Source organism: Burkholderia catarinensis, from assembly GCF_001883705.2.
GTDB lineage: Bacteria > Pseudomonadota > Gammaproteobacteria > Burkholderiales > Burkholderiaceae > Burkholderia > Burkholderia catarinensis.
Map to the genome: position 1 here is coordinate 66378 of NZ_MDEQ02000015.1, position 17992 is coordinate 84369.

Annotated in this window: 16 protein-coding genes and 1 tRNA gene; 12 read left to right on the plus strand and 5 right to left on the minus strand. The window is 67.8% G+C overall.

Annotation, left to right across the window (positions count from 1 at the left end; all coding sequences use genetic code 11):
- The first annotated feature begins 95 nt into the window (after positions 1-95).
- The 10 genes from rsmB to BFF94_RS23855 all read left to right on the plus strand — a co-directional run bounded on the left by rsmB (position 96) and on the right by BFF94_RS23855 (position 9415).
- Entirely contained in the window at positions 96-1487 is a 1392-nt protein-coding gene (gene rsmB / locus BFF94_RS23810; RefSeq protein WP_219139922.1) for a 16S rRNA (cytosine(967)-C(5))-methyltransferase RsmB, read from the plus strand.
- Complete coding sequence (locus BFF94_RS23815; protein ID WP_128843801.1) at positions 1484-2074, plus strand: DUF4390 domain-containing protein; 591 nt, start codon at positions 1484-1486, stop codon at positions 2072-2074. The genes rsmB and BFF94_RS23815 overlap by 4 nt, the downstream gene beginning before the upstream one ends.
- A complete protein-coding gene (gene esaS / locus BFF94_RS23820; protein ID WP_128843802.1) occupies positions 2064-4475 on the plus strand; it encodes a sensor histidine kinase EsaS in 2412 nt (803 codons plus the stop codon). Before BFF94_RS23815 ends, esaS begins: the two co-directional genes overlap by 11 nt.
- Complete coding sequence (gene esaR / locus BFF94_RS23825) at positions 4476-5177, plus strand: response regulator transcription factor EsaR (protein WP_128843803.1); 702 nt, start codon at positions 4476-4478, stop codon at positions 5175-5177. It begins immediately after the preceding gene.
- A 61-nt stretch (positions 5178-5238) separates the two neighbouring features.
- Positions 5239-5314 (plus strand) — tRNA-Phe (locus BFF94_RS23830).
- Between the two features lie 317 nt (positions 5315-5631).
- A complete protein-coding gene (gene queC, locus BFF94_RS23835) occupies positions 5632-6366 on the plus strand; it encodes a 7-cyano-7-deazaguanine synthase QueC (RefSeq protein ID WP_128843804.1) in 735 nt (244 codons plus the stop codon).
- Positions 6367-6441: 75 nt separating this feature from the next.
- Positions 6442-7074, plus strand: a complete 633-nt coding sequence (queE, locus tag BFF94_RS23840) for a 7-carboxy-7-deazaguanine synthase (protein ID WP_128843805.1) — start codon at positions 6442-6444, stop codon at positions 7072-7074.
- Between the two features lie 18 nt (positions 7075-7092).
- Positions 7093-7545, plus strand: coding sequence for a 6-carboxytetrahydropterin synthase QueD (gene queD, locus BFF94_RS23845; protein WP_128843806.1), 453 nt, complete (start codon positions 7093-7095; stop codon positions 7543-7545).
- 314 nt (positions 7546-7859) lie between these two features.
- On the plus strand, positions 7860-8645 hold the full coding sequence (locus BFF94_RS23850) for an HpcH/HpaI aldolase family protein (RefSeq protein ID WP_219139923.1): 786 nt from the start codon (positions 7860-7862) through the stop codon (positions 8643-8645).
- Positions 8642-9415, plus strand: coding sequence for a tetratricopeptide repeat protein (locus tag BFF94_RS23855; RefSeq protein ID WP_128843807.1), 774 nt, complete (start codon positions 8642-8644; stop codon positions 9413-9415). Before BFF94_RS23850 ends, BFF94_RS23855 begins: the two co-directional genes overlap by 4 nt.
- Before the next feature lie 91 nt (positions 9416-9506).
- Here BFF94_RS23855 and rodA read toward each other — a convergent pair whose 3' ends face one another.
- The 5 genes from rodA to BFF94_RS23880 all read right to left on the minus strand — a co-directional run bounded on the left by rodA (position 9507) and on the right by BFF94_RS23880 (position 15762).
- Positions 9507-10655, minus strand: a complete 1149-nt coding sequence (rodA, locus tag BFF94_RS23860; RefSeq protein WP_128849652.1) for a rod shape-determining protein RodA — start codon at positions 10653-10655, stop codon at positions 9507-9509.
- Between the two features lie 11 nt (positions 10656-10666).
- Positions 10667-12943, minus strand: coding sequence for a penicillin-binding protein 2 (gene mrdA / locus BFF94_RS23865; protein WP_219139924.1), 2277 nt, complete (start codon positions 12941-12943; stop codon positions 10667-10669).
- Positions 12944-13055: 112 nt separating this feature from the next.
- Positions 13056-13568 (minus strand): rod shape-determining protein MreD, encoded by a 513-nt coding sequence (gene mreD, locus BFF94_RS23870; protein ID WP_009687274.1) that lies wholly within the window; start codon positions 13566-13568, stop codon positions 13056-13058.
- Complete coding sequence (gene mreC / locus BFF94_RS23875) at positions 13565-14593, minus strand: rod shape-determining protein MreC (protein WP_128845953.1); 1029 nt, start codon at positions 14591-14593, stop codon at positions 13565-13567. Before mreC ends, mreD begins: the two co-directional genes overlap by 4 nt.
- A 125-nt stretch (positions 14594-14718) precedes the next feature.
- A complete protein-coding gene (locus BFF94_RS23880; RefSeq protein ID WP_004189550.1) occupies positions 14719-15762 on the minus strand; it encodes a rod shape-determining protein in 1044 nt (347 codons plus the stop codon).
- Between the two features lie 368 nt (positions 15763-16130).
- Between BFF94_RS23880 and gatC the strand changes: the two genes are divergently transcribed.
- Together gatC and gatA are read left to right on the plus strand one after the other, a co-directional pair.
- Positions 16131-16430 (plus strand): Asp-tRNA(Asn)/Glu-tRNA(Gln) amidotransferase subunit GatC, encoded by a 300-nt coding sequence (gatC, locus tag BFF94_RS23885; protein WP_128845951.1) that lies wholly within the window; start codon positions 16131-16133, stop codon positions 16428-16430.
- A gap of 69 nt (positions 16431-16499) precedes the next feature.
- Entirely contained in the window at positions 16500-17990 is a 1491-nt protein-coding gene (gene gatA, locus BFF94_RS23890) for an Asp-tRNA(Asn)/Glu-tRNA(Gln) amidotransferase subunit GatA (RefSeq protein WP_219139925.1), read from the plus strand.
- The last annotated feature ends 2 nt before the right edge of the window (positions 17991-17992 follow it).

The following is a 17992-nucleotide window of genomic DNA, read 5'->3' on the forward strand; positions in this document are numbered from 1 at the left end:
ACAATGCGCGGTTTGGGAGCGCGGGGCCACGTGGCGGCCGCGATCCTGCCGTTTGCCGTATTTGTTTGCTGCGCTTGTTTGCCGATTCCGCTCTGATGACACGAACCCGTTCTTCCGCTCCGCCTTCTTCCGGCCGCCCGGCGCGCCTGGCCGCGCCGCATCTGGCGCCCGATTCGCTCGGCTTCGCACTCGACGCGGCCGCGCAGGCGGTCGATGCAGTGCGGCGCGGTACCGCGCTGCCGGCAGCACTCTCCGCGGTATTCGCGCAGATGGCGTCCGGTGCGCAGGCGCTCGCGCGCGGCGCGACGCAGGACGTCGCCTACCGGACGATGCGTCGCCTCGGCAGCGCGGACTGGCTGATCGGCCGGCTCGTCAGCAAGGCGCCGCCCGCGCACGTGTACGCGGTGCTGGCCGGCGCACTCGCGCTGTTGCTCGACCCGGCGGACGAGGCAGCGTATTCGGCGTTCACGGTTGTCGACCAGGCCGTGACCGTGATCGGCGCGCGCCGCGAATATGCGTTCGCGAAGGGGATGGTCAACGCGGTGCTGCGCCGGTTCCTGCGCGAGCGCGACGCGCTCGTCGCGGCGATGCAGGACGACGCCGTCGCACGCTGGAATTACCGTGCATGGTGGGTCGATGCGGTGAAGCGCGCATGGCCCGACGCATGGCAGGCGATCCTCGCGGCCGGCGAGCGCCAGGGGCCGCTGACGCTGCGCGTGAATGCGCGCCGTGCGAGCGTCGACGCGTATCTCGACACGCTGCGCGCGAGCGGGATCGAAGCGACCGCGATCGGCCGGCATGCGGTGCGGCTCGCGTCGGCGCTGCCGGTCGAGCGCATTCCGGGATTCGCCGACGGCGTGGTGTCGGTGCAGGACGCTGGCGCACAGCTCGCGGCCGAATGGCTCGGCGCGCGCGACGGCATGCGCGTGCTCGACGCATGCGCGGCGCCCGGCGGCAAGACCGGTCATATTCTCGAACTGGCCCGTGCGGAAGTCGTCGCGCTCGAAAGCGATGCGGCGCGCGCGGCACGCATCGGCGAGAATCTCGTGCGCCTGTCGCTCGAAGCGGACGTGCGCGTCGGCGATGCGGGTGCGCCCGACGCGTGGTACGACGGGCGCCCGTTCGACCGTATCCTGGCCGATGTGCCGTGCTCGGCGTCCGGCATCGTACGGCGGCATCCCGACATTCGCTGGCTGCGCCGCGAGGCCGACATTCCGGCGCTCGTCGCGGAACAGCGTCGCATCCTGTCGGCGTTGTGGCCGCTCGTGAAGCCGGGCGGCGAACTGCTTTACGTGACCTGTTCGGTCTTCCCCGAAGAAGGCGAGTTGCAGGCCCGCTGGTTTGAAGCGGCCTGTGAAGATGCGGTACGATTGGACGCCCCCGGCCAACTGCTGCCGGGCGGAGTGCAGGGAGGGGCGGCCGCCGGCGCACTCGACCAGAACACCGATCACGACGGATTTTTCTACGCGCGGTTTCAGAAACGGTGACGATCAAACACCTTTTTCCACTTCGGCTCGCGGCCGTCCTGATGGTCGCGTTGACGCTGTGCCTGGCCATCGTCCGGCCGGCGCATGCCGAATCGATCGCCGTGCAGCGCGCGTCGCTCCAGGCCGACGGAAGCGGCTGGAGCCTCGACGCCCGGTTCGATTTCGAGCTGAATCCGAACCTCGAGGATGCCGTCAACAAGGGCATCCCGCTTTATTTCACGACCGACTTCGAGCTGAGCCGCGCGCGCTGGTACTGGTTCGACGAGCAGCCGGTGTCGGTGACGCAGACTATCCGCCTGTCGTTCCAGCCGCTCACGCGCGAGTACCGCGTGTCGACGGGCGGCCTGCAGCTCGGTTTCCCCACGCTGAAGGACGCGCTCGCGGTCGTCAGGCACATCACGTCGTGGCGCGTGATCGAACGCAACCAGGTGCGCGTCGGCGAAACCTATACGGCGTCGGTGCGCATGCAGCTCGACACGGCGCTGATGCCGAAGCCGTTCCAGGTCGATGCCGTGAACAACCGCGACTGGACGCTCGGGTCGGACTGGAAGCGCTTCAACTTCACGGTGACCGAACGTGCTAAATAAAGTGCGCCGCGCGGCCAGCGGGAAGAGCCTCCTCGTTCGCGTGATCGTCTCGACCGTCGCGCTCACCGCGTTGCTGCTGCTCGTGCTGCTCGCGGCCGCGAGCGCGAACACCGAATTCTTCGATCGGTACTACTCGTGGCTGTACGCGACGAACATCGTCGTCGCGCTGGTGTTCCTGCTTGTGGTGCTCGGGCTGATCGGGATGATCGTCGTGCGCCTGAGGAAGGGCAAGTTCGGCACGCGGCTGCTCGCGAAGCTCGCGGTGTTCTTCGCGCTCGTCGGCGTGGTGCCGGGCGGGATCATCTACATCGTGTCGTACCAGTTCGTGTCGCGCAGCATCGAATCGTGGTTCGACGTGAACGTCGAGACCGCGCTGACGGCCGGCCTGAACCTCGGCCGCGGGATGCTCGACGCATCGCTGTCCGACCTGCAGACGAAGGCGCGGATGATGTCCGACCAGCTCGCGAGCGTCGATGCGAATACGAACGGCACGACGCTCACGCTGCTGCGCCTGCGCGACCAGTTCGGCGTGCAGGACGCGACGATCGTCGAGCCGAGCCGCGGCGGCTCGGGCGCGGCGCCCGACCTGCACATCGTCGCGCAGGCGTCGGGCAATTTCGCGGCGCTGATCCCCGACGACCTGCCGACCTCGCTGATGCTGAGCCAGGCGCGCGAACACGGCGCGTACGCGGCGATCGAGGGCGAGGTCGACGGCGATCCGCGCGCGCACGGCGCGAAGGGCCCGCTGCGGCTGCGCGTCGTGCGGCCGATTCCCGACGCGACGACGTCGCTGCTGCAGCCGGCCGAACGCTTCCTGCAACTCACGCAGCCGGTGCCGCCTGCACTTGCGCACAACGCCGACGCCGTGCAGCGCGCGTATCGCGAGTACCAGGAAAAGTCGCTCGGCCGCACGGGGCTGCGCAAGATGTACATCGGCACGCTGACGCTCGCGCTGTTCCTCGCGACCTTCATCGCGATGATGCTCGCGCTTGCGCTCGGCCAGCAGCTCGCGCGGCCGCTGTTCCTGCTCGCGCAGGGCACGAAGGAGGTCGCGGAAGGCGACTACACGCCGAAACGCGAGATCAAGACGCGCGACGAGCTCGGCTTCCTCACGCAGTCGTTCAACGCGATGACGCGCCAGCTCTCCGAGGCGCGCCTCGCGGTCGAGAAGAACCGCATCGCGCTCGAGCATTCGAAGGCGTATCTCGAAAGCATCCTCGCGAACCTGACGGCCGGCGTGTTCGTGCTCGACCGCCAGTTCCGGCTGACGACGGCCAACCGCGGCGCCGAGCGGATCTTCCGGCAGCCGTTCAATTCGCTGATCGGCACGACGCTCGACCAGATTGGCGTCGTCGCCGGGTTCGGTGCGATGATGCGCAAGGCATTCGCCGATCGCGAGGCGGCCGACAGCGGCAGCGGCGATCACGGCCACTGGCAGCAGCAGTTCGCGGTCGAGGTGCCCGGCGAAACCGACCCGCTGACGCTGCTGGTGCGCGGCACGCGGCTGATGTCGACGGTCGAGGGGCAGGAAGACGATCCGCAGACGGCGGGCTATGTCGTCGTGTTCGACGACATCTCCGACGTGATCTCCGCGCAGCGTTCGGTCGCGTGGGGCGAGGTCGCGCGCCGGCTCGCGCACGAGATCAAGAACCCGCTGACGCCGATCCAGCTGTCGGCCGAGCGGCTGCAGATGAAGCTGTCCGACAAGCTCGCGCCGCCCGACGCCGATGTGCTCAAGCGCGGCGCGACGATGATCGTCAACCAGGTGGCCGCGATGAAGCGGATGGTCGACGATTTCCGCGAATACGCGCGCACGCCGCCGGCCGTGCTCGCGAACCTGCAGCTCAACGAACTGGTGAGCGAAGTGCTCGGGCTGTATGGCGTCGGCGAAGGCAAGAACCCGATCGTCGCCGAGCTCGCGCCGTCGCTGCCGGTGATTCGCGGCGACGCGACGCAATTGCGCCAGGTGATTCACAACCTGCTGCAGAATGCGCAGGATTCGGTCGCGGAGTCTGCGCATCCGCGTGTGTTGATCGAAACCAAGACAGTAGAATATGGCGATCCCGACGCCGACGGCAAAACACGCGTCGCGGTACGTCTTACCGTGTCCGACAACGGGCCCGGTTTTCCGGCGCGCATCCTGACCCGCGCGTTCGAGCCTTACGTGACGACGAAGGCGAAGGGCACGGGGCTGGGGTTGGCCACGGTCAAGAAAATCGTCGACGAGCACGGCGCGCGGATCGATCTGCGCAATCGCATGCACGGCGAGAGCGTCGAGGGTGCGCAGGTGTCGATCCTGTTCCTGCAGATGGCGAGCGATGCGCCAGGCGCCGAACCAGGCGTGCAGGGCGGGACGGCCCCCGCTAAGACAAAAGCAAGTGTGCAGACAAAGGCAGCGTAAATGGCAACCATCCTGGTGGTAGATGATGAAATGGGCATCCGGGAATTGCTCTCGGAGATCCTCAGCGATGAAGGACATGTCGTCGAGGCGGCGGAGAACGCGCAGGCCGCGCGGGAATACCGGTTGAATCAGGCTCCCGATCTCGTGCTGCTCGATATCTGGATGCCCGATACCGACGGCGTGACGTTGCTCAAGGAATGGGCGGCGCAGGGGCTGCTGACGATGCCCGTGATCATGATGTCCGGGCATGCGACGATCGATACGGCCGTCGAGGCGACGAAGATCGGCGCGCTCGATTTCCTCGAGAAACCCATCGCGCTGCAAAGGCTGCTGAAGTCCGTCGAGCACGGTCTCGCACGCGGCGCGGCGCCGATGTCCGCCAACGCGGCGGCGAAGGCCGGCGCCGGACAGGCCGCGGGACCCGCGGCGGTTGCGTCCGCGGCTGCGCTGCCGACGCTCGGCGACGACATGGCTTCGGCACTCGGCCTCGCGGGCCAGACGGCAGCGATCCCGTTCGACATCCCGTTGCGCGAAGCGCGCGATGCGTTCGAGCGTGCGTACTTCGAATATCACCTCGCGCGCGAGAACGGCAGCATGACGCGCGTCGCGGAGAAGACGGGCCTCGAGCGCACGCACCTGTATCGCAAGCTCAAGCAGCTCGGCGTCGAGCTCGGCAAGAAGCCGTCCGAAGGCGCTTTATAAATTTTTTTGCGAAAACACTTGAGCAGGTGCGAGAAGCTCGCTATACTTTCTCTTCTTCGTTGGCCCGGTAGCTCAGTTGGTAGAGCAGCGGATTGAAAATCCGCGTGTCGATGGTTCGATTCCGTCCCAGGCCACCAGCAGTTCCAACCCCAAGAATCGGAAGGTTCTTGGGGTTTTTCGTTTGTGGTGGGTATTGCGCGTCATCTGCGGTGTGCGCGGCAGCATTCGCGGGGGCGTGATAAAATCCGTGCCCGTTCAATGACTTAGCGCATCGCTTGATGCGCGCGGCAACGATACCGCGCGATGGGCGGTATAAGCGCGCCGCCGCGTTCGCGGCCGATCGCGCTGCCTATACTGGTCGAGCCGGCGCAAGCCGGCACGCGTCGGGCCGCCCGGCGGCAGCCGGCCCTGGGGCGCAGTGCGACGCGAGCCTACACATTCACGGAGTATCACGGTGATTCGGACAGACGCTAAAGACGGCGCGCTCGTGTTGTTTTCCGGTGGGCAGGACTCGGCCACGTGCGTGGCATGGGCCCTCGAACGCTACCAGACGGTCGAGACCCTTGGCTTCGACTACGGCCAGCGCCATCGCGTCGAGCTCGAGTGTCGCGAAGGCGTGCGCGAAACGCTGAAGAGCCGGTTTCCCGCATGGTCGGACCGGCTCGGCGACGATCACATGGTCGACCTGTCGGTGCTCGGCGCGATCAGCGATACCGCGATGACGCGGACGATCGAGATCGAGACGGCGGCGAACGGCTTGCCGAACACGTTCGTGCCGGGCCGCAACCTGCTGTTCATGACGATCGCCGCGGCGATCGCCTATCGCCGCGGGCTGCGCGTGCTGGTCGGCGGCATGTGCGAGACCGATTTTTCGGGCTACCCGGATTGCCGCGACGACACGATGAAGGCGCTGCAGGTCGCGCTGAACCTCGGGATGGACACGCGCATCGTGCTCGAGACGCCGCTGATGTGGCTCGACAAGGCGCAGACCTGGCAGCTCGCCGAACAGCTCGGCGGCGAGGCGCTCGTCGAACTGATCCGCGTCGAGACGCACACGTGTTACGTGGGCGAGCGCGCTGAACTGCACGACTGGGGCTTCGGCTGCGGCGAGTGCCCGGCCTGCAAGCTGCGCAAGCGCGGCTACGAGGCCTACCTGAAGGGTGAGCGGGTGACCGAAGCGCCGCTGTGACGCGGGTGCGCCGGCAGCGCTTGATGGATAACGGATTCTGATCGACAACGAGCGGCGCGAGCCGGACGAAGGACGATGACTTACGCGGTCAAGGAAATTTTCTATACGTTGCAGGGCGAGGGCGCGAACGCGGGCCGGCCGGCCGTGTTCTGCCGGTTCGCCGGCTGCAACCTGTGGTCGGGCCGCGAAGAGGATCGTGCGGAGGCCGTGTGCCGCTTCTGCGATACGGACTTCGTCGGCACCGACGGCGAGAACGGCGGCAAGTTCAAGGACGCCGAAGCGCTCGTCGCGACGATCGCCGGCCTGTGGCCGGATGGCGAAGCGCACCGCTTCGTCGTCTGCACGGGCGGCGAGCCGATGCTGCAGCTCGACCAGCCGCTCGTCGACGCGCTGCACGCGGCGGGCTTCGAGATCGCGATCGAGACCAACGGCTCGATGCCGGTGCTCGAGACGATCGACTGGATCTGCGTGAGCCCGAAGGCCGACGCGCCGCTCGTCGTCACGAAGGGCAATGAACTGAAGGTCGTGATCCCGCAGGACAACCAGCGGCTGGCCGACTACGCGAAGCTCGACTTCGAGTATTTCCTCGTCCAGCCGATGGACGGCCCGTCGCGCGACCTCAATACGAAGCTCGCGATCGACTGGTGCAAGCGTCATCCGCAGTGGCGCCTGTCGATGCAGACCCACAAATATCTGAACATTCCCTGAGCCACGGCCTTTGACATCGTGCTGATTACCCGAAAACTCGAATTCGACGCGGGCCACCGCATTCCCGATCACCGCAGCCAGTGCCGGAACCTGCATGGCCATCGCTACGTGCTCGAAGTCACGCTGCGCGGCGATCTCGTCGATACCGAGGGGGCGCCCGACCGCGGCATGGTGATGGATTTCGCCGACGTGAAGGCGCTCGCGGTCGAGCACCTCGTCAGCAAGTGGGACCACGCGTTCCTGGTCTACGCGCGCGACGAGGTCGTGCGCTCGTTCCTCGAGCAGATGGCCGACCACAAGACCGTCGTGATCGACCGGATCCCGACCGTCGAGAATCTCGCGGCAATCGCGTTCGACCTCCTCGCGAACGTGTACGACGCGCACTACGGCGTGAACCTGCGCCTCGAGCGCGTGCGCCTGTACGAAACGCCGAACTGCTGGGCCGACGTCGAGCGCCAGCCCGGTCGCTGATCCTGCCTTCCCGGCAGCCCCGCCGGCCGGCGCGGGCTGCTCGCCACGGCGCCACGCGGCCTTGTTCCGCACCGGCGCCGCTCCCCGTCCGTTCCCACATTCCGCGTAACGCCGCGCTATGATCGTTGCGTGGCACCGCGAAACGCATCCGTGCGCCGTCGCGCGGCCCGCGCTGTCAGATCGGCCGCCCACGTCCGACTAACGTTCAAGGGCCCGGCCTGGCGCCGCCGCGCTTCGCTGTCCGGCGCGTCGTCGCGCCGCCTTGCCTGTTGCTTGCCCCGTTCGAGTGCCGTTCCGTCCAGGAGGCCGTATCGATGAGCACGCTCACCAATTCCCTGAAACAACGCCTGCGCGACGGCGACGAGCCGCTGTACGGCCTGTGGCTGTCGCTCGGCAGCGACTCGGCCGCGGAAGCGCTCGCGCACGCGGGCTACGACTGGCTCTGCATCGACATGGAGCACGCGCCGAACGACAGCCGCGACGTCGCCTCGCAGTTGCGCGCGATCGCTGCCGCGCACCTGCCGAGCGAGCCCGTCGTGCGCGTGCCGGCGCGCGAGCCGTGGCTCGTGAAGCGCGCGCTCGACGCCGGCGCACGCACGCTGATGTTTCCGTGCATCGAGACGCCCGACGACGCCGCGCACGCGGTGCGGCTGACGCGCTTCCCGTCGCCCGAATCGCCCGACGGGCTGCGCGGCGTCGCGGGCATGGTGCGCGCGGCGGCGTTCGGCATGCGCCGCGATTACCTGCAGAGCGCGAACGCGCAGGTCGCGGTGATCGTGCAGATCGAGTCGGCGCGCGGTGTCGACGAAGTCGATCGGATCGCGGCGACGCCCGGCATCGACTGCCTGTTCATCGGCCCGGCCGATCTCGCGGCGAGCCTCGGGCATCTCGGCGACATCCGCCACCCGGATGTCGAAACCGCGATGGCGCGCGTACTCGCGGCCGGCAAGCAGGCCGGCGTCGCGGTCGGCATCTTCGCGGGGGATACGGCAGGCGCGCGCCAGTACCGCGAGGCCGGCTACCGGATGATCACGCTGTCGGCCGACGTGAGCTGGTTGTTGCGCGCCACACGGCAGGCGCTGCAGGAGGTACGGTCATGAACGGCGACGGTGCGAGCCGCGCGCGGGCGCAGGGTGCGACCGGGGCGCGCAAGCGGATCGGCGCGATGCTCGGCCTGTGGATCGTGTGTGCCGCCGCCGCCGCGCAGGGTGCGCCGCAAGCGAAGCCCGATCCGTCGCACGAGACGCAATCGGCGGTCGCCGACTACAACGCCGGCGACTATCGCGCGGCGCTGGTGCAGTTCCACGACGCGGCCGAGCGCGGCGACCGTCTCGCGCAATTCAACTACGCGATGATGCTGCTGACGGGCGAGGGCGTGACGGCGAACGTCGACGAAGGGCTGCGCTGGCTGAAGCGCGCGGCCGACGCGAACATGTCGCATGCACAGTACGTGTACGGCCGGATGTTCGACGACGGCGAGTTCGTCGCACGTAATCCGGCCGAAGCGCATCGCTGGTTCCTGCGGGCGGCGAAGCAGGGGCACGTGCAGGCCGAACTGTCGCTCGCGAACCAGTTCCTCGACGGGCGCGGCACGCCGCGCGACAACCGGCAGGCGTTTGCATGGTACAAGCAGGCCGCCGACGCGGGCGAGCCGACCGCGCAGTACGTGACCGCGTCGTTCTACGAGCGCGGCGGCGACGGCGTCGCGCTGAACCTGAACATCGCGCGGGCGTATTACGCGGCGGCGGCCGCGCAAGGCGACGAGGCGGCCGGGCTGAAATTCAAGGAGTTGAGCGCGCGGCTGAAGACGCAGGGGCCGGCATCGGGCGCCGGCGCGGAGCAAGGCGGACCGCACGCGCCGCCGCCGTGAGCGGGAGCCGCGCTGCGTGGCCGCGTTCGCCGCGCTCAATTGAAAAACGGCGCCGGGGCGCCGTTTTCTTTCCGCGGTGCGTGCCGCGCGGTCAGCTCTTCATCAGGCGCCGCTGCCGCCCGACGCTCATGATCATCCCGATCGCGATGCCGAGCGTCGTGAGCGCGGTGCCGCCGTAACTCATGAACGGCAGCGGCACGCCGACGACCGGCAGCACCCCGCTCACCATCCCGATGTTGACGAACGCGTAGACGAAGAACGCGAGCGTGAGCGAGCCCGCGAGCAGGCGGCCGAACAGCGTCGCGCCCTGCGCGGCGATATAGAGCCCGCGCGCGATCAGCGCCATGTACAGCGTCAGCAGCACGAGCCCGCCGACGAGCCCCCATTCCTCCGAGAACACCGCGAAGATGAAGTCGGTGTGCTTCTCCGGAATGAATTCGAGGTGCGCCTGCGTGCCTTTCAGGTAGCCCTTGCCGAGCACGCCGCCCGAGCCGATCGCGATCACGGCCTGGATCGTGTGGAAGCCCTTGCCGAGCGGGTCGGAGGTCGGGTCGAGCAGCGTGCACACGCGGTGCTTCTGATAGTCGTGCATCAGCGGCCACTGTACTTCGGGCTGGCAGATGCGCTGCTCGAACACGGCGATCGAGCCGACCGCGATCACGCCCGCGACGAGCACGGGCACGATCAGCTTGAACGACAGGCCGGCGAGATAGATCACGAAGAAGCCGGCCGCGAACACGAGCAGGCCCGTGCCGAGGTCGGGCTGCTTCGCGATCAGCCCGACCGGCACCAGCAGGATCCCGAACGCGGCGAGGAAGTCGTACCAGCGCAGCCCGCCTTCACGGCGCTGGTAGTACCACGCGAGCATCAGCGGTGTCGCGATCTTGAGGATCTCGGACGGCTGGATCACGACACCGACGTTCAGCCAGCGTTTCGCGCCCTTCTTGGTCATCCCGAACAGCGCGACTGCAACCAGCAGCGCGACCCCGAACGTGTATAGCGGGACCGCGAAGCGCATCAGCGTGGTCGGCGGGATGTTGGCGATCACCCACATCAGCACGAACGTCAGCAGGATGTTGCGCAACTGGTCCTCGACGCGGCCCGGCATGTCGATCGCCGCGCTGTACAGCGTGACGATGCCGACGCACAGCAGCAGGAACACGATGAGGGCGAGCGGGCGGTCGAAGCCCGCGAACATCTGCTTGATCTTGTCGAGCCAGGCGCGCTTGTCGAATTGCATGCCTTTCTCCGTTAATGAGCGGTGCCGGCGTCCGCCGCTTTCGCGGGGGCCGTCGCACGGTGGTTGTCGTCCCGCGGCGTGGCGACGAGCGGCTGCGCGTCGCTGGCGGGCCGGCGCGGCCGGTGCGGGCGCCGGATCGGCGGCAGGCTCGCGGCCCGCGGCGCCGCGGCGCTCGCGTCGGCGGGCGGTGCCGCGCTGGCGCCGGTCGCACCCGACGCAACGGGCGCCGATGCGGCCTCCGCCGCGCTGGCCGCGGTCGGCACGACCGGCTGCGGCAGCGCCGTGAAGCCGGCCGCGACGGCGGCGGGCTTCGATGCGTCGCCGATCACGGGCGTGCTCACCGGCTCGGTCGCCGACGCGGCGGCGGCCACGGCCGCGGCCTCGTTCTTCGGGTTCTGGCGCTCGACGAGGTAGTAGTCGAGCACGCGGCGCGCGATCGGGCCCGCGGCCTGCGCGCCCCAGCCGCCGTTCTCGACGACCAGCGCGACGGCGATCTGCGGATGGTCGACCGGCGCGTACGCGATGAACAGCGCGTGGTCGCGCAGATGCTCGGCGAGCAGGTGGCCCTTGTAGTTGGAGCCCTGCAGCGAGAACACCTGCGCGGTACCGGTCTTGCCGGCCGCGAGGTACGGCGCGCCGCGGAACACCTTGTACGCGGTGCCGGACGGATTTTCGATCACGTTCTCCATCCCGCGCTTCACGACGTCGATGTCGGCTGCCTTGAGCGGGATCACTTCGCTTTCCTTCGGCACGGTCAGGCGGCGCCCGCGCGAGATCGGATCCTCGATTTCCTTCACGAGGTGGGGCTTCATCACGACGCCGTTGTTCGCGAGCGTCGCGGTTGCGTGCGCGAGCTGCAGGATCGTGAACGAGTTGTAGCCCTGGCCGATCCCGAGGCTGATCGTCTCGCCGTCGAACCACTTCTGCTGCGCGGCCTTCTTGAACGCCTTCTTCTTCCAGTCGGTCGACGGCAGGATCCCGCGCGCCTCGCCCAGGATGTCGATCCCGGTAATCTGGCCGAAGCCGAACGGCTTCATGAAGTTCGCGATCGCGTTCACGCCGAGGTCGCGCGCGAGCATGTAGAAGTAGGTGTCGTTCGACACCATGATCGCCTTGTTCATGTCGACCCAGCCCTGGCCGGAGCGCACGTCGTTGCGGAACGTGTGGCCGCCGAACGTGAAGTAGCCGGGATCCTGGAAGCCCCAGCCCGGCGTGCGCTTGCCGAGCGTCAGGCCGGCCAGCGCCATGAACGGCTTGTACGTCGAGCCGGGCGGGTAGGTGCCGTGCAGCGGGCGGTTCAGCAGCGGCTTGTCGGTCGAGTTGTTCAGCTCGTCCCAGGTCTGCTGGTCGATGCCGTCGACGAACGAGTTCGGGTCGAAGCTCGGCGACGACACGAACGCGAGCACGTCGCCCGTCTTCGGCTCGATCGCGACGAGCGCGCCGCGCTTGCCGGCGAACGCCTGCTCGGCGACCTGTTGCAGCGCGATGTCGAGCGACAGCACGAGGTTGTTGCCGGGCGTCGCCTGCGTGCGCGACAGCGTGCGCACGGGCCGGCCGCCGGCCGTCACCTCGACTTCCTCGAAGCCCGTCAGCCCGTGCAGCTCGGTCTCGTAGCTCTGCTCGACGCCGATCTTGCCGATGTAGTCGGTGCCCTTGTAGTTGTTCGCGTCGCGGCGCGGATCGTAGTTTTCCTGGTCGCTGTCGTTGTCGTCGCTCACCGAGTCGATGCGATCCTGGTCGCGCTTCGAGATCCGGCCGATATAGCCGATCACGTGCGCGGCCGTCATCCCGAGCGGGTATTGCCGGAACAGCCGCGCGCGCACGTCGACGCCGGGGAAGCGGAAGCGCTGCGCGGTGAAGCGCGCGACTTCCGCGTCGGTGAGCCGCGTGCGGATCGGCAGGCTCTCGAAGTTCTTCGAGTCTTCCTGCAGCTTCTTGAAGCGGCGGCGGTCGCGTGCGTCGATCGGGATGATCTCGGACAGCTTGTCGATCGTGTGGTCGAGCGTGTCGTCGAGCTTCGACGGCGTGATCTCGAGCGTGTAGGCCGAGTAGTTCTTCGCGAGGATCACGCCGTTGCGGTCGGTGATGATCCCGCGGTTCGGCACGATCGGCGCGACCGAAATGCGGTTTTCCTCGGCCTGCAGCGCGTATTTGCCGTGCTGCATCAACTGCAGGTAGAAGAAGCGGCTCGCGAGCAGCCCGAAGCAGACGAACACGAACACGCCCGCCGCCGCGACGCGCAGGCGGAACTTCGAGAGCTGCTGTTGGGTGTCGTTGAATTCGGTCATGCGGTTACGGTCGGTCTGACCCGCGGGCGGGCGGGCGAGGTGCCGCCCCGGAGCGCGGTGCGCGGTGGGCGTGGGGGCGGCAAGTATTCAAGGTCGGTCCTGGCGGCGCGGCTCAGATGGGACGCGTATCGTCCGGATCGACCGGGCGGCGTTGCGGCATCAGCAGCAGGTGGCTCGCGATCGGCCACAGCGCGGCTTCGACGAAGCCGTCGACCAGGTAGCGCCAGCCCGGGAACGCGGCGCCCATCACGAGACGGATCACGAACGGCACGAGTTGCGCGACGACGAGCAGCGGCGTGACATACAGCACCTGCACGCCGATCGGCATCCACAGCACGCGGCGGTGGATCGTGATCGCGCCGTACGACAGCAGCGTATAGGCGAGCGCGTGCTCGCCGAGCAGCCCCGCGTCATGCACGTCCATCAGGATGCCGAGCGCGAACGCGACGCCCATCCCGACCTTGCGCGGCTGGTGGATGTTCCAGAACAGCAGCACGAGCGCGACGAAGTCGGGCACGCCGGGCAGGCGGCCCCACGGCATCAGGTTCAGCAGGAACGCAGCGGCGAGGCTGAAGACGATGAAGTACGGATTGACCGGCTGCAGGATGTATTGCGGGCGGTTCATCGCTGGGCTCCTGGTTGCCCGGCTGCGGGCTTGGCCGGAGCGACGGGCGCGGGCTTCGCGCCGGCGGCCGGCTTCGCGTTCGCGTCGGCCTTGTCGGCTTTCTCGCCCTTCGCGGCCCCTTTTGCCCCCTTCTTGCCGCCCTTCGCGTTCTTGTCGGCGGCCGGATCGGGCTCGGCCGGGCGCGGCGGGACGTCGTTCTGGTAATGCAGCACGAGCATCTGGCGCGCGCCGCGCACGGCGGCGATCGGCGCGCAGGTCACGCGTGCGAATGCGGTATCGGCGAGCTTGTCGACGCGCGCGACCTTCGCGACCGGCAGGCCGGGCGGATAGACGCCGTCGAGGCCGCTCGTGACGAGCTCGTCGCCGGCGACCAGATCCGCGCTCGTCGGCACGAAGCGCAGGTCGAGCGAATCGCCCTTCGGCGTGCCGTAGATCACGCTGCGCAGGCCGGTGCGCAGCACCTGCACGGGAATGGCGAGATCGCGGTCGGTGACCAGCGTGACTTCGGACTGCAGCGGGAACACGCGCGTGACCTGGCCGACCACGCCGTTCTCGCTGACGACGGGCGCGCCGTTCTGGATGCCTTGCTGCGAACCTTGCCCGATCACGATCTTCTGCGTGAACGGATCGCTCGTGTCGTACTGGATCTCGACTGGCGTCGATTGCGTCGCGATGTGCTGGCGCAGCTCCAGCACCGCGCGCAGGTGCACGTTTTCCTGCGCGAGCACGGCGGCCTGGTTGGCCTGCGTCGACAGTTGCAGGTTGCGCTTGCGGAGGTCGTCGTTCTCGTGGCGCAGCGACGCGCCGGTGACGGCGATGTCGGCCGCGCCCATGAACAGGTCGCGCGGCACGAGCGCCGCGCGCTGCAGCGGATAGAGCGCGGTGCCGAGCACGCCGCGGACGATTTCGAGCGTGCTGAAGCGCGCGTCCGACACGAGGAGCGCGATGGCGAGGGCAACGAAGAAGATGAGCCGCGCGAGCGCGGGCGGACCTTGCTTGAAGAGGGGCGGCGGACTGTATTCCATGGTCGGCGCCGGGCGCGTGTGATCGGTTAAATGATGCTCAGACGCGCAAACGGCGCGGCGGTTCGTTCTAAACGAGCGATCCGGCCACGCCGCGGGTGCGTCATGTCAAGGAACTGCCTAGACGATCACTCGTACGAGAAGATGCTGCCCAGCTTGTCCATGCGCTCGAGCGCCATGCCCGAACCGCGTACGACGCAGGTGAGCGGATCTTCCGCGACGAGCACCGGCAGGCCGGTTTCTTCCGCGAGCAGGCGGTCGAGGTCGCGCAGCAGCGCACCGCCGCCCGTCAGCATCATCCCGCGTTCTGCGATGTCGGCGCCGAGTTCCGGCGGCGTCTGTTCGAGCGCGATCTTCACCGACGACACGATCTGGTTCAGCGGATCGGTCAGCGCTTCGAGGATTTCGTTGCTGGAGATCGTGAAGCTGCGCGGAATACCTTCCGACAGGTTGCGGCCCTTCACTTCCATTTCCTTGACTTCGGAGCCCGGGAACGCGGAGCCGATTTCCTTCTTGATCGCCTCGGCGGTCTGCTCGCCGATCAGCATCCCGTAGTTGCGGCGGATGTAGTTGACGATCGCCTCGTCGAACTTGTCGCCGCCGACGCGCACCGAGCCCTTGTACACGATGCCGCCGAGCGAGATCACGCCGACTTCCGTCGTGCCGCCGCCGATGTCGACGACCATCGAGCCGGTGGCTTCCGACACCGGCAGGCCCGCACCGATCGCGGCCGCCATCGGCTCCTCGATCAGGTAGACCTGCGATGCGCCGGCGCCGTGCGCGGCTTCCTTGATCGCGCGGCGCTCGACCTGGGTCGAGCCGCACGGCACGCAGATGATGATGCGCGGCGACGGCGAGAACATGCGCGACTCGTGCGCCGTCTTGATGAACTGCTTGATCATCTGCTCGGTGACGGTGAAGTCGGCGATCACGCCGTCCTTCATCGGGCGGATCGCCTCGATGTTGCCCGGCACCTTGCCGAGCATCTGCTTGGCTTCCTTGCCGACCGCCTGGATCGTTTTCTTGCCGTTGGGGCCGCCTTCCTGGCGGATCGACACGACGGACGGTTCATCGAGCACGATGCCCTTGCCGCGCATGTAGATCAGGGTGTTTGCGGTGCCGAGGTCGATCGCGAGATCGTTGGAGAAGTAGCTGCGCAAAAAACCGAACATTCAGAATCCTGTTTCGCTCTGGGCCGGCCCTGCATAGCGAGCGCTGAGGGCGGCAGCGGAAAAAATAACAGCCTCGGGAAGCGTGGCGGAAGCGGCCGCCGCGGCGCACGAAGCTGCGAGTGATGTCTACCGGGGATCGCACGAAGCACGCACGGCTTGCCCAAACAGGGCGAAACGGTGCGGGAAAAGGCTGCCGGGTTTGGGTCGAACGCGTAATGATACCTTATAATTTCACGGTATTTGAATCGAAACGGGTGGTATTTTTGCCGCTTCGGCCCCGATTTTTGAGGGTGGGATCGCACCCTCCAACCCCCCGCCGCGGTGCTGCTTTTGATGCGCCGCGCAGCCTTGTTTTTTCCGGTGATCGCATGGCCCTGACCCTGACCGATGTGAAACGCATCGCGCACCTGGCGCGACTCGAAATGGCCGACGCCGACGCCGAGCACATGCTCGGCCAGCTCAATGAATTCTTCGGCCTCGTCGAGCAGATGCAGGCGGTCAACACCGCCGGCATCGCGCCGCTTGCCCACCCGATCGAACAGATCCAGGAAGTCGCGCAGCGCCTGCGCGACGACGCCGTGACGGAAGTCGTCAATCGCGACGACAACCAGCGTCCGGCGCCGGCCGTCCAGGACGGCCTCTATCTCGTGCCGAAGGTGATCGAGTAAGCATTCGATGACAAGCGCGCCGGCCGGCTTGCGCCGCGCGCCACCCAGAATTCCCAGGAAAACCACTCAATGCACGCAAAAAGCCTGACCGAACTGCGCGCCGCGCTCGCCGCCAAGGAATGCTCGGCCGTCGAGCTCGCACAGCACTACCTGAAACGGATCGACGCCGCGCACGACCTGAATGCATTCGTCCACGTCGACGCCGATCTGACCCTCGCGCAGGCGAAAGCCGCCGACGCCGAGCTCGCGCGCGGCTCGGGCGGCGCGCTCACCGGCCTGCCGATCGCGCACAAGGATGTCTTCGTCACGCGCGGCTGGCGCTCGACCGCCGGCTCGAAGATGCTCGCGAACTACGAGAGCCCGTTCGATGCGACCGTCGTCGCCCGCCTGCAGGCGGCCGGCATGGTCACGCTCGGCAAGACCAACATGGACGAGTTCGCGATGGGCTCGTCGAACGAGAATTCGGCGTTCGGCGCGGTGAAGAACCCGTGGGACACGAACGCGGTGCCGGGCGGCAGCTCGGGCGGCAGCTCGGCCGCCGTCGCCGCGCGCCTCGCGCCGGCCGCGACCGGCACCGACACCGGCGGCTCGATCCGCCAGCCCGCATCGTTCGCGGGCGTGACCGGCATCAAGCCGACCTACGGCCGCGTGTCGCGCTACGGGATGATCGCGTTCGCGTCGTCGCTCGACCAGGGCGGCCCGATGGCGCAGAGCGCGTCCGACTGCGCGCTGCTGCTGAACGGGATGGCCGGCTTCGACGAGCGCGACTCGACGAGCCTCGAGCGCGACGATGAGGATTTCACGCGCCACCTCGGCCAGCCGTGGGCGGCCGGCAACGATGCGGGCAAGCCGCTCGCGGGCCTGCGCATCGGCTTGCCGAACGAATATTTCGGCGACGGCCTTGCCGATGACGTGCGCGCGGCGATCGACGCGGCACTCAAGCAGTATGAAGCGCTCGGCGCGACGCTCGTGCCCGTGTCGCTGCCGAAGACGGAACTGTCGATCCCCGTGTACTACGTGATCGCGCCGGCTGAAGCATCGTCGAACCTGTCGCGTTTCGACGGCGTGCGCTTCGGCCATCGCGCCGCGCAGTACGGCGACCTGCTCGACATGTACAAGAAGTCGCGCGCCGAAGGCTTCGGCCCCGAGGTGAAGCGCCGGATTCTGGTCGGCGCGTACGTGCTGTCGCACGGCTACTACGACGCGTACTACCTGCAGGCGCAGAAGATCCGCCGCATCATCGCGAACGACTTCCAGGAAGCGTTCAAGTCCTGCGACGTGATCATGGGCCCGGCATCGCCGACGGTCGCATGGGATCTCGGCGCGAAGGGCGACGATCCGGTGCAGATGTATCTCGCGGATATCTACACGCTGTCGGTGAGCCTCGCCGGCCTGCCCGGCATGAGCGTGCCGTGCGGCTTCGGCGCGGGCGCGAACGCGAAGCGCCCGGTCGGCCTGCAGATCATCGGCAACTATTTCAACGAAGCCCGGATGCTTCAGGTCGCCGACGCGTTCCAGCGCGCAACCGACTGGCACAAGCAAGTTCCGGCAGGGGTGTAAGC

Coding starts and splice junctions, on each gene's coding strand:
- BFF94_RS23855 (WP_128843807.1), top strand. CDS start 8,642: ATGAACGGCGACGGTGCGAGCCGCGCGCGGGCGCAGGGTGCGACCGGG.
- gatA (WP_219139925.1), top strand. CDS start 16,500: ATGCACGCAAAAAGCCTGACCGAACTGCGCGCCGCGCTCGCCGCCAAG.
- mreC (WP_128845953.1), bottom strand. CDS start 14,593: ATGGAATACAGTCCGCCGCCCCTCTTCAAGCAAGGTCCGCCCGCGCTC.
- BFF94_RS23880 (WP_004189550.1), bottom strand. CDS start 15,762: ATGTTCGGTTTTTTGCGCAGCTACTTCTCCAACGATCTCGCGATCGAC.
- mreD (WP_009687274.1), bottom strand. CDS start 13,568: ATGAACCGCCCGCAATACATCCTGCAGCCGGTCAATCCGTACTTCATC.
- esaR (WP_128843803.1), top strand. CDS start 4,476: ATGGCAACCATCCTGGTGGTAGATGATGAAATGGGCATCCGGGAATTG.
- rsmB (WP_219139922.1), top strand. CDS start 96: ATGACACGAACCCGTTCTTCCGCTCCGCCTTCTTCCGGCCGCCCGGCG.
- queE (WP_128843805.1), top strand. CDS start 6,442: ATGACTTACGCGGTCAAGGAAATTTTCTATACGTTGCAGGGCGAGGGC.
- mrdA (WP_219139924.1), bottom strand. CDS start 12,943: ATGACCGAATTCAACGACACCCAACAGCAGCTCTCGAAGTTCCGCCTG.
- gatC (WP_128845951.1), top strand. CDS start 16,131: ATGGCCCTGACCCTGACCGATGTGAAACGCATCGCGCACCTGGCGCGA.
- BFF94_RS23850 (WP_219139923.1), top strand. CDS start 7,860: ATGAGCACGCTCACCAATTCCCTGAAACAACGCCTGCGCGACGGCGAC.
- rodA (WP_128849652.1), bottom strand. CDS start 10,655: ATGCAATTCGACAAGCGCGCCTGGCTCGACAAGATCAAGCAGATGTTC.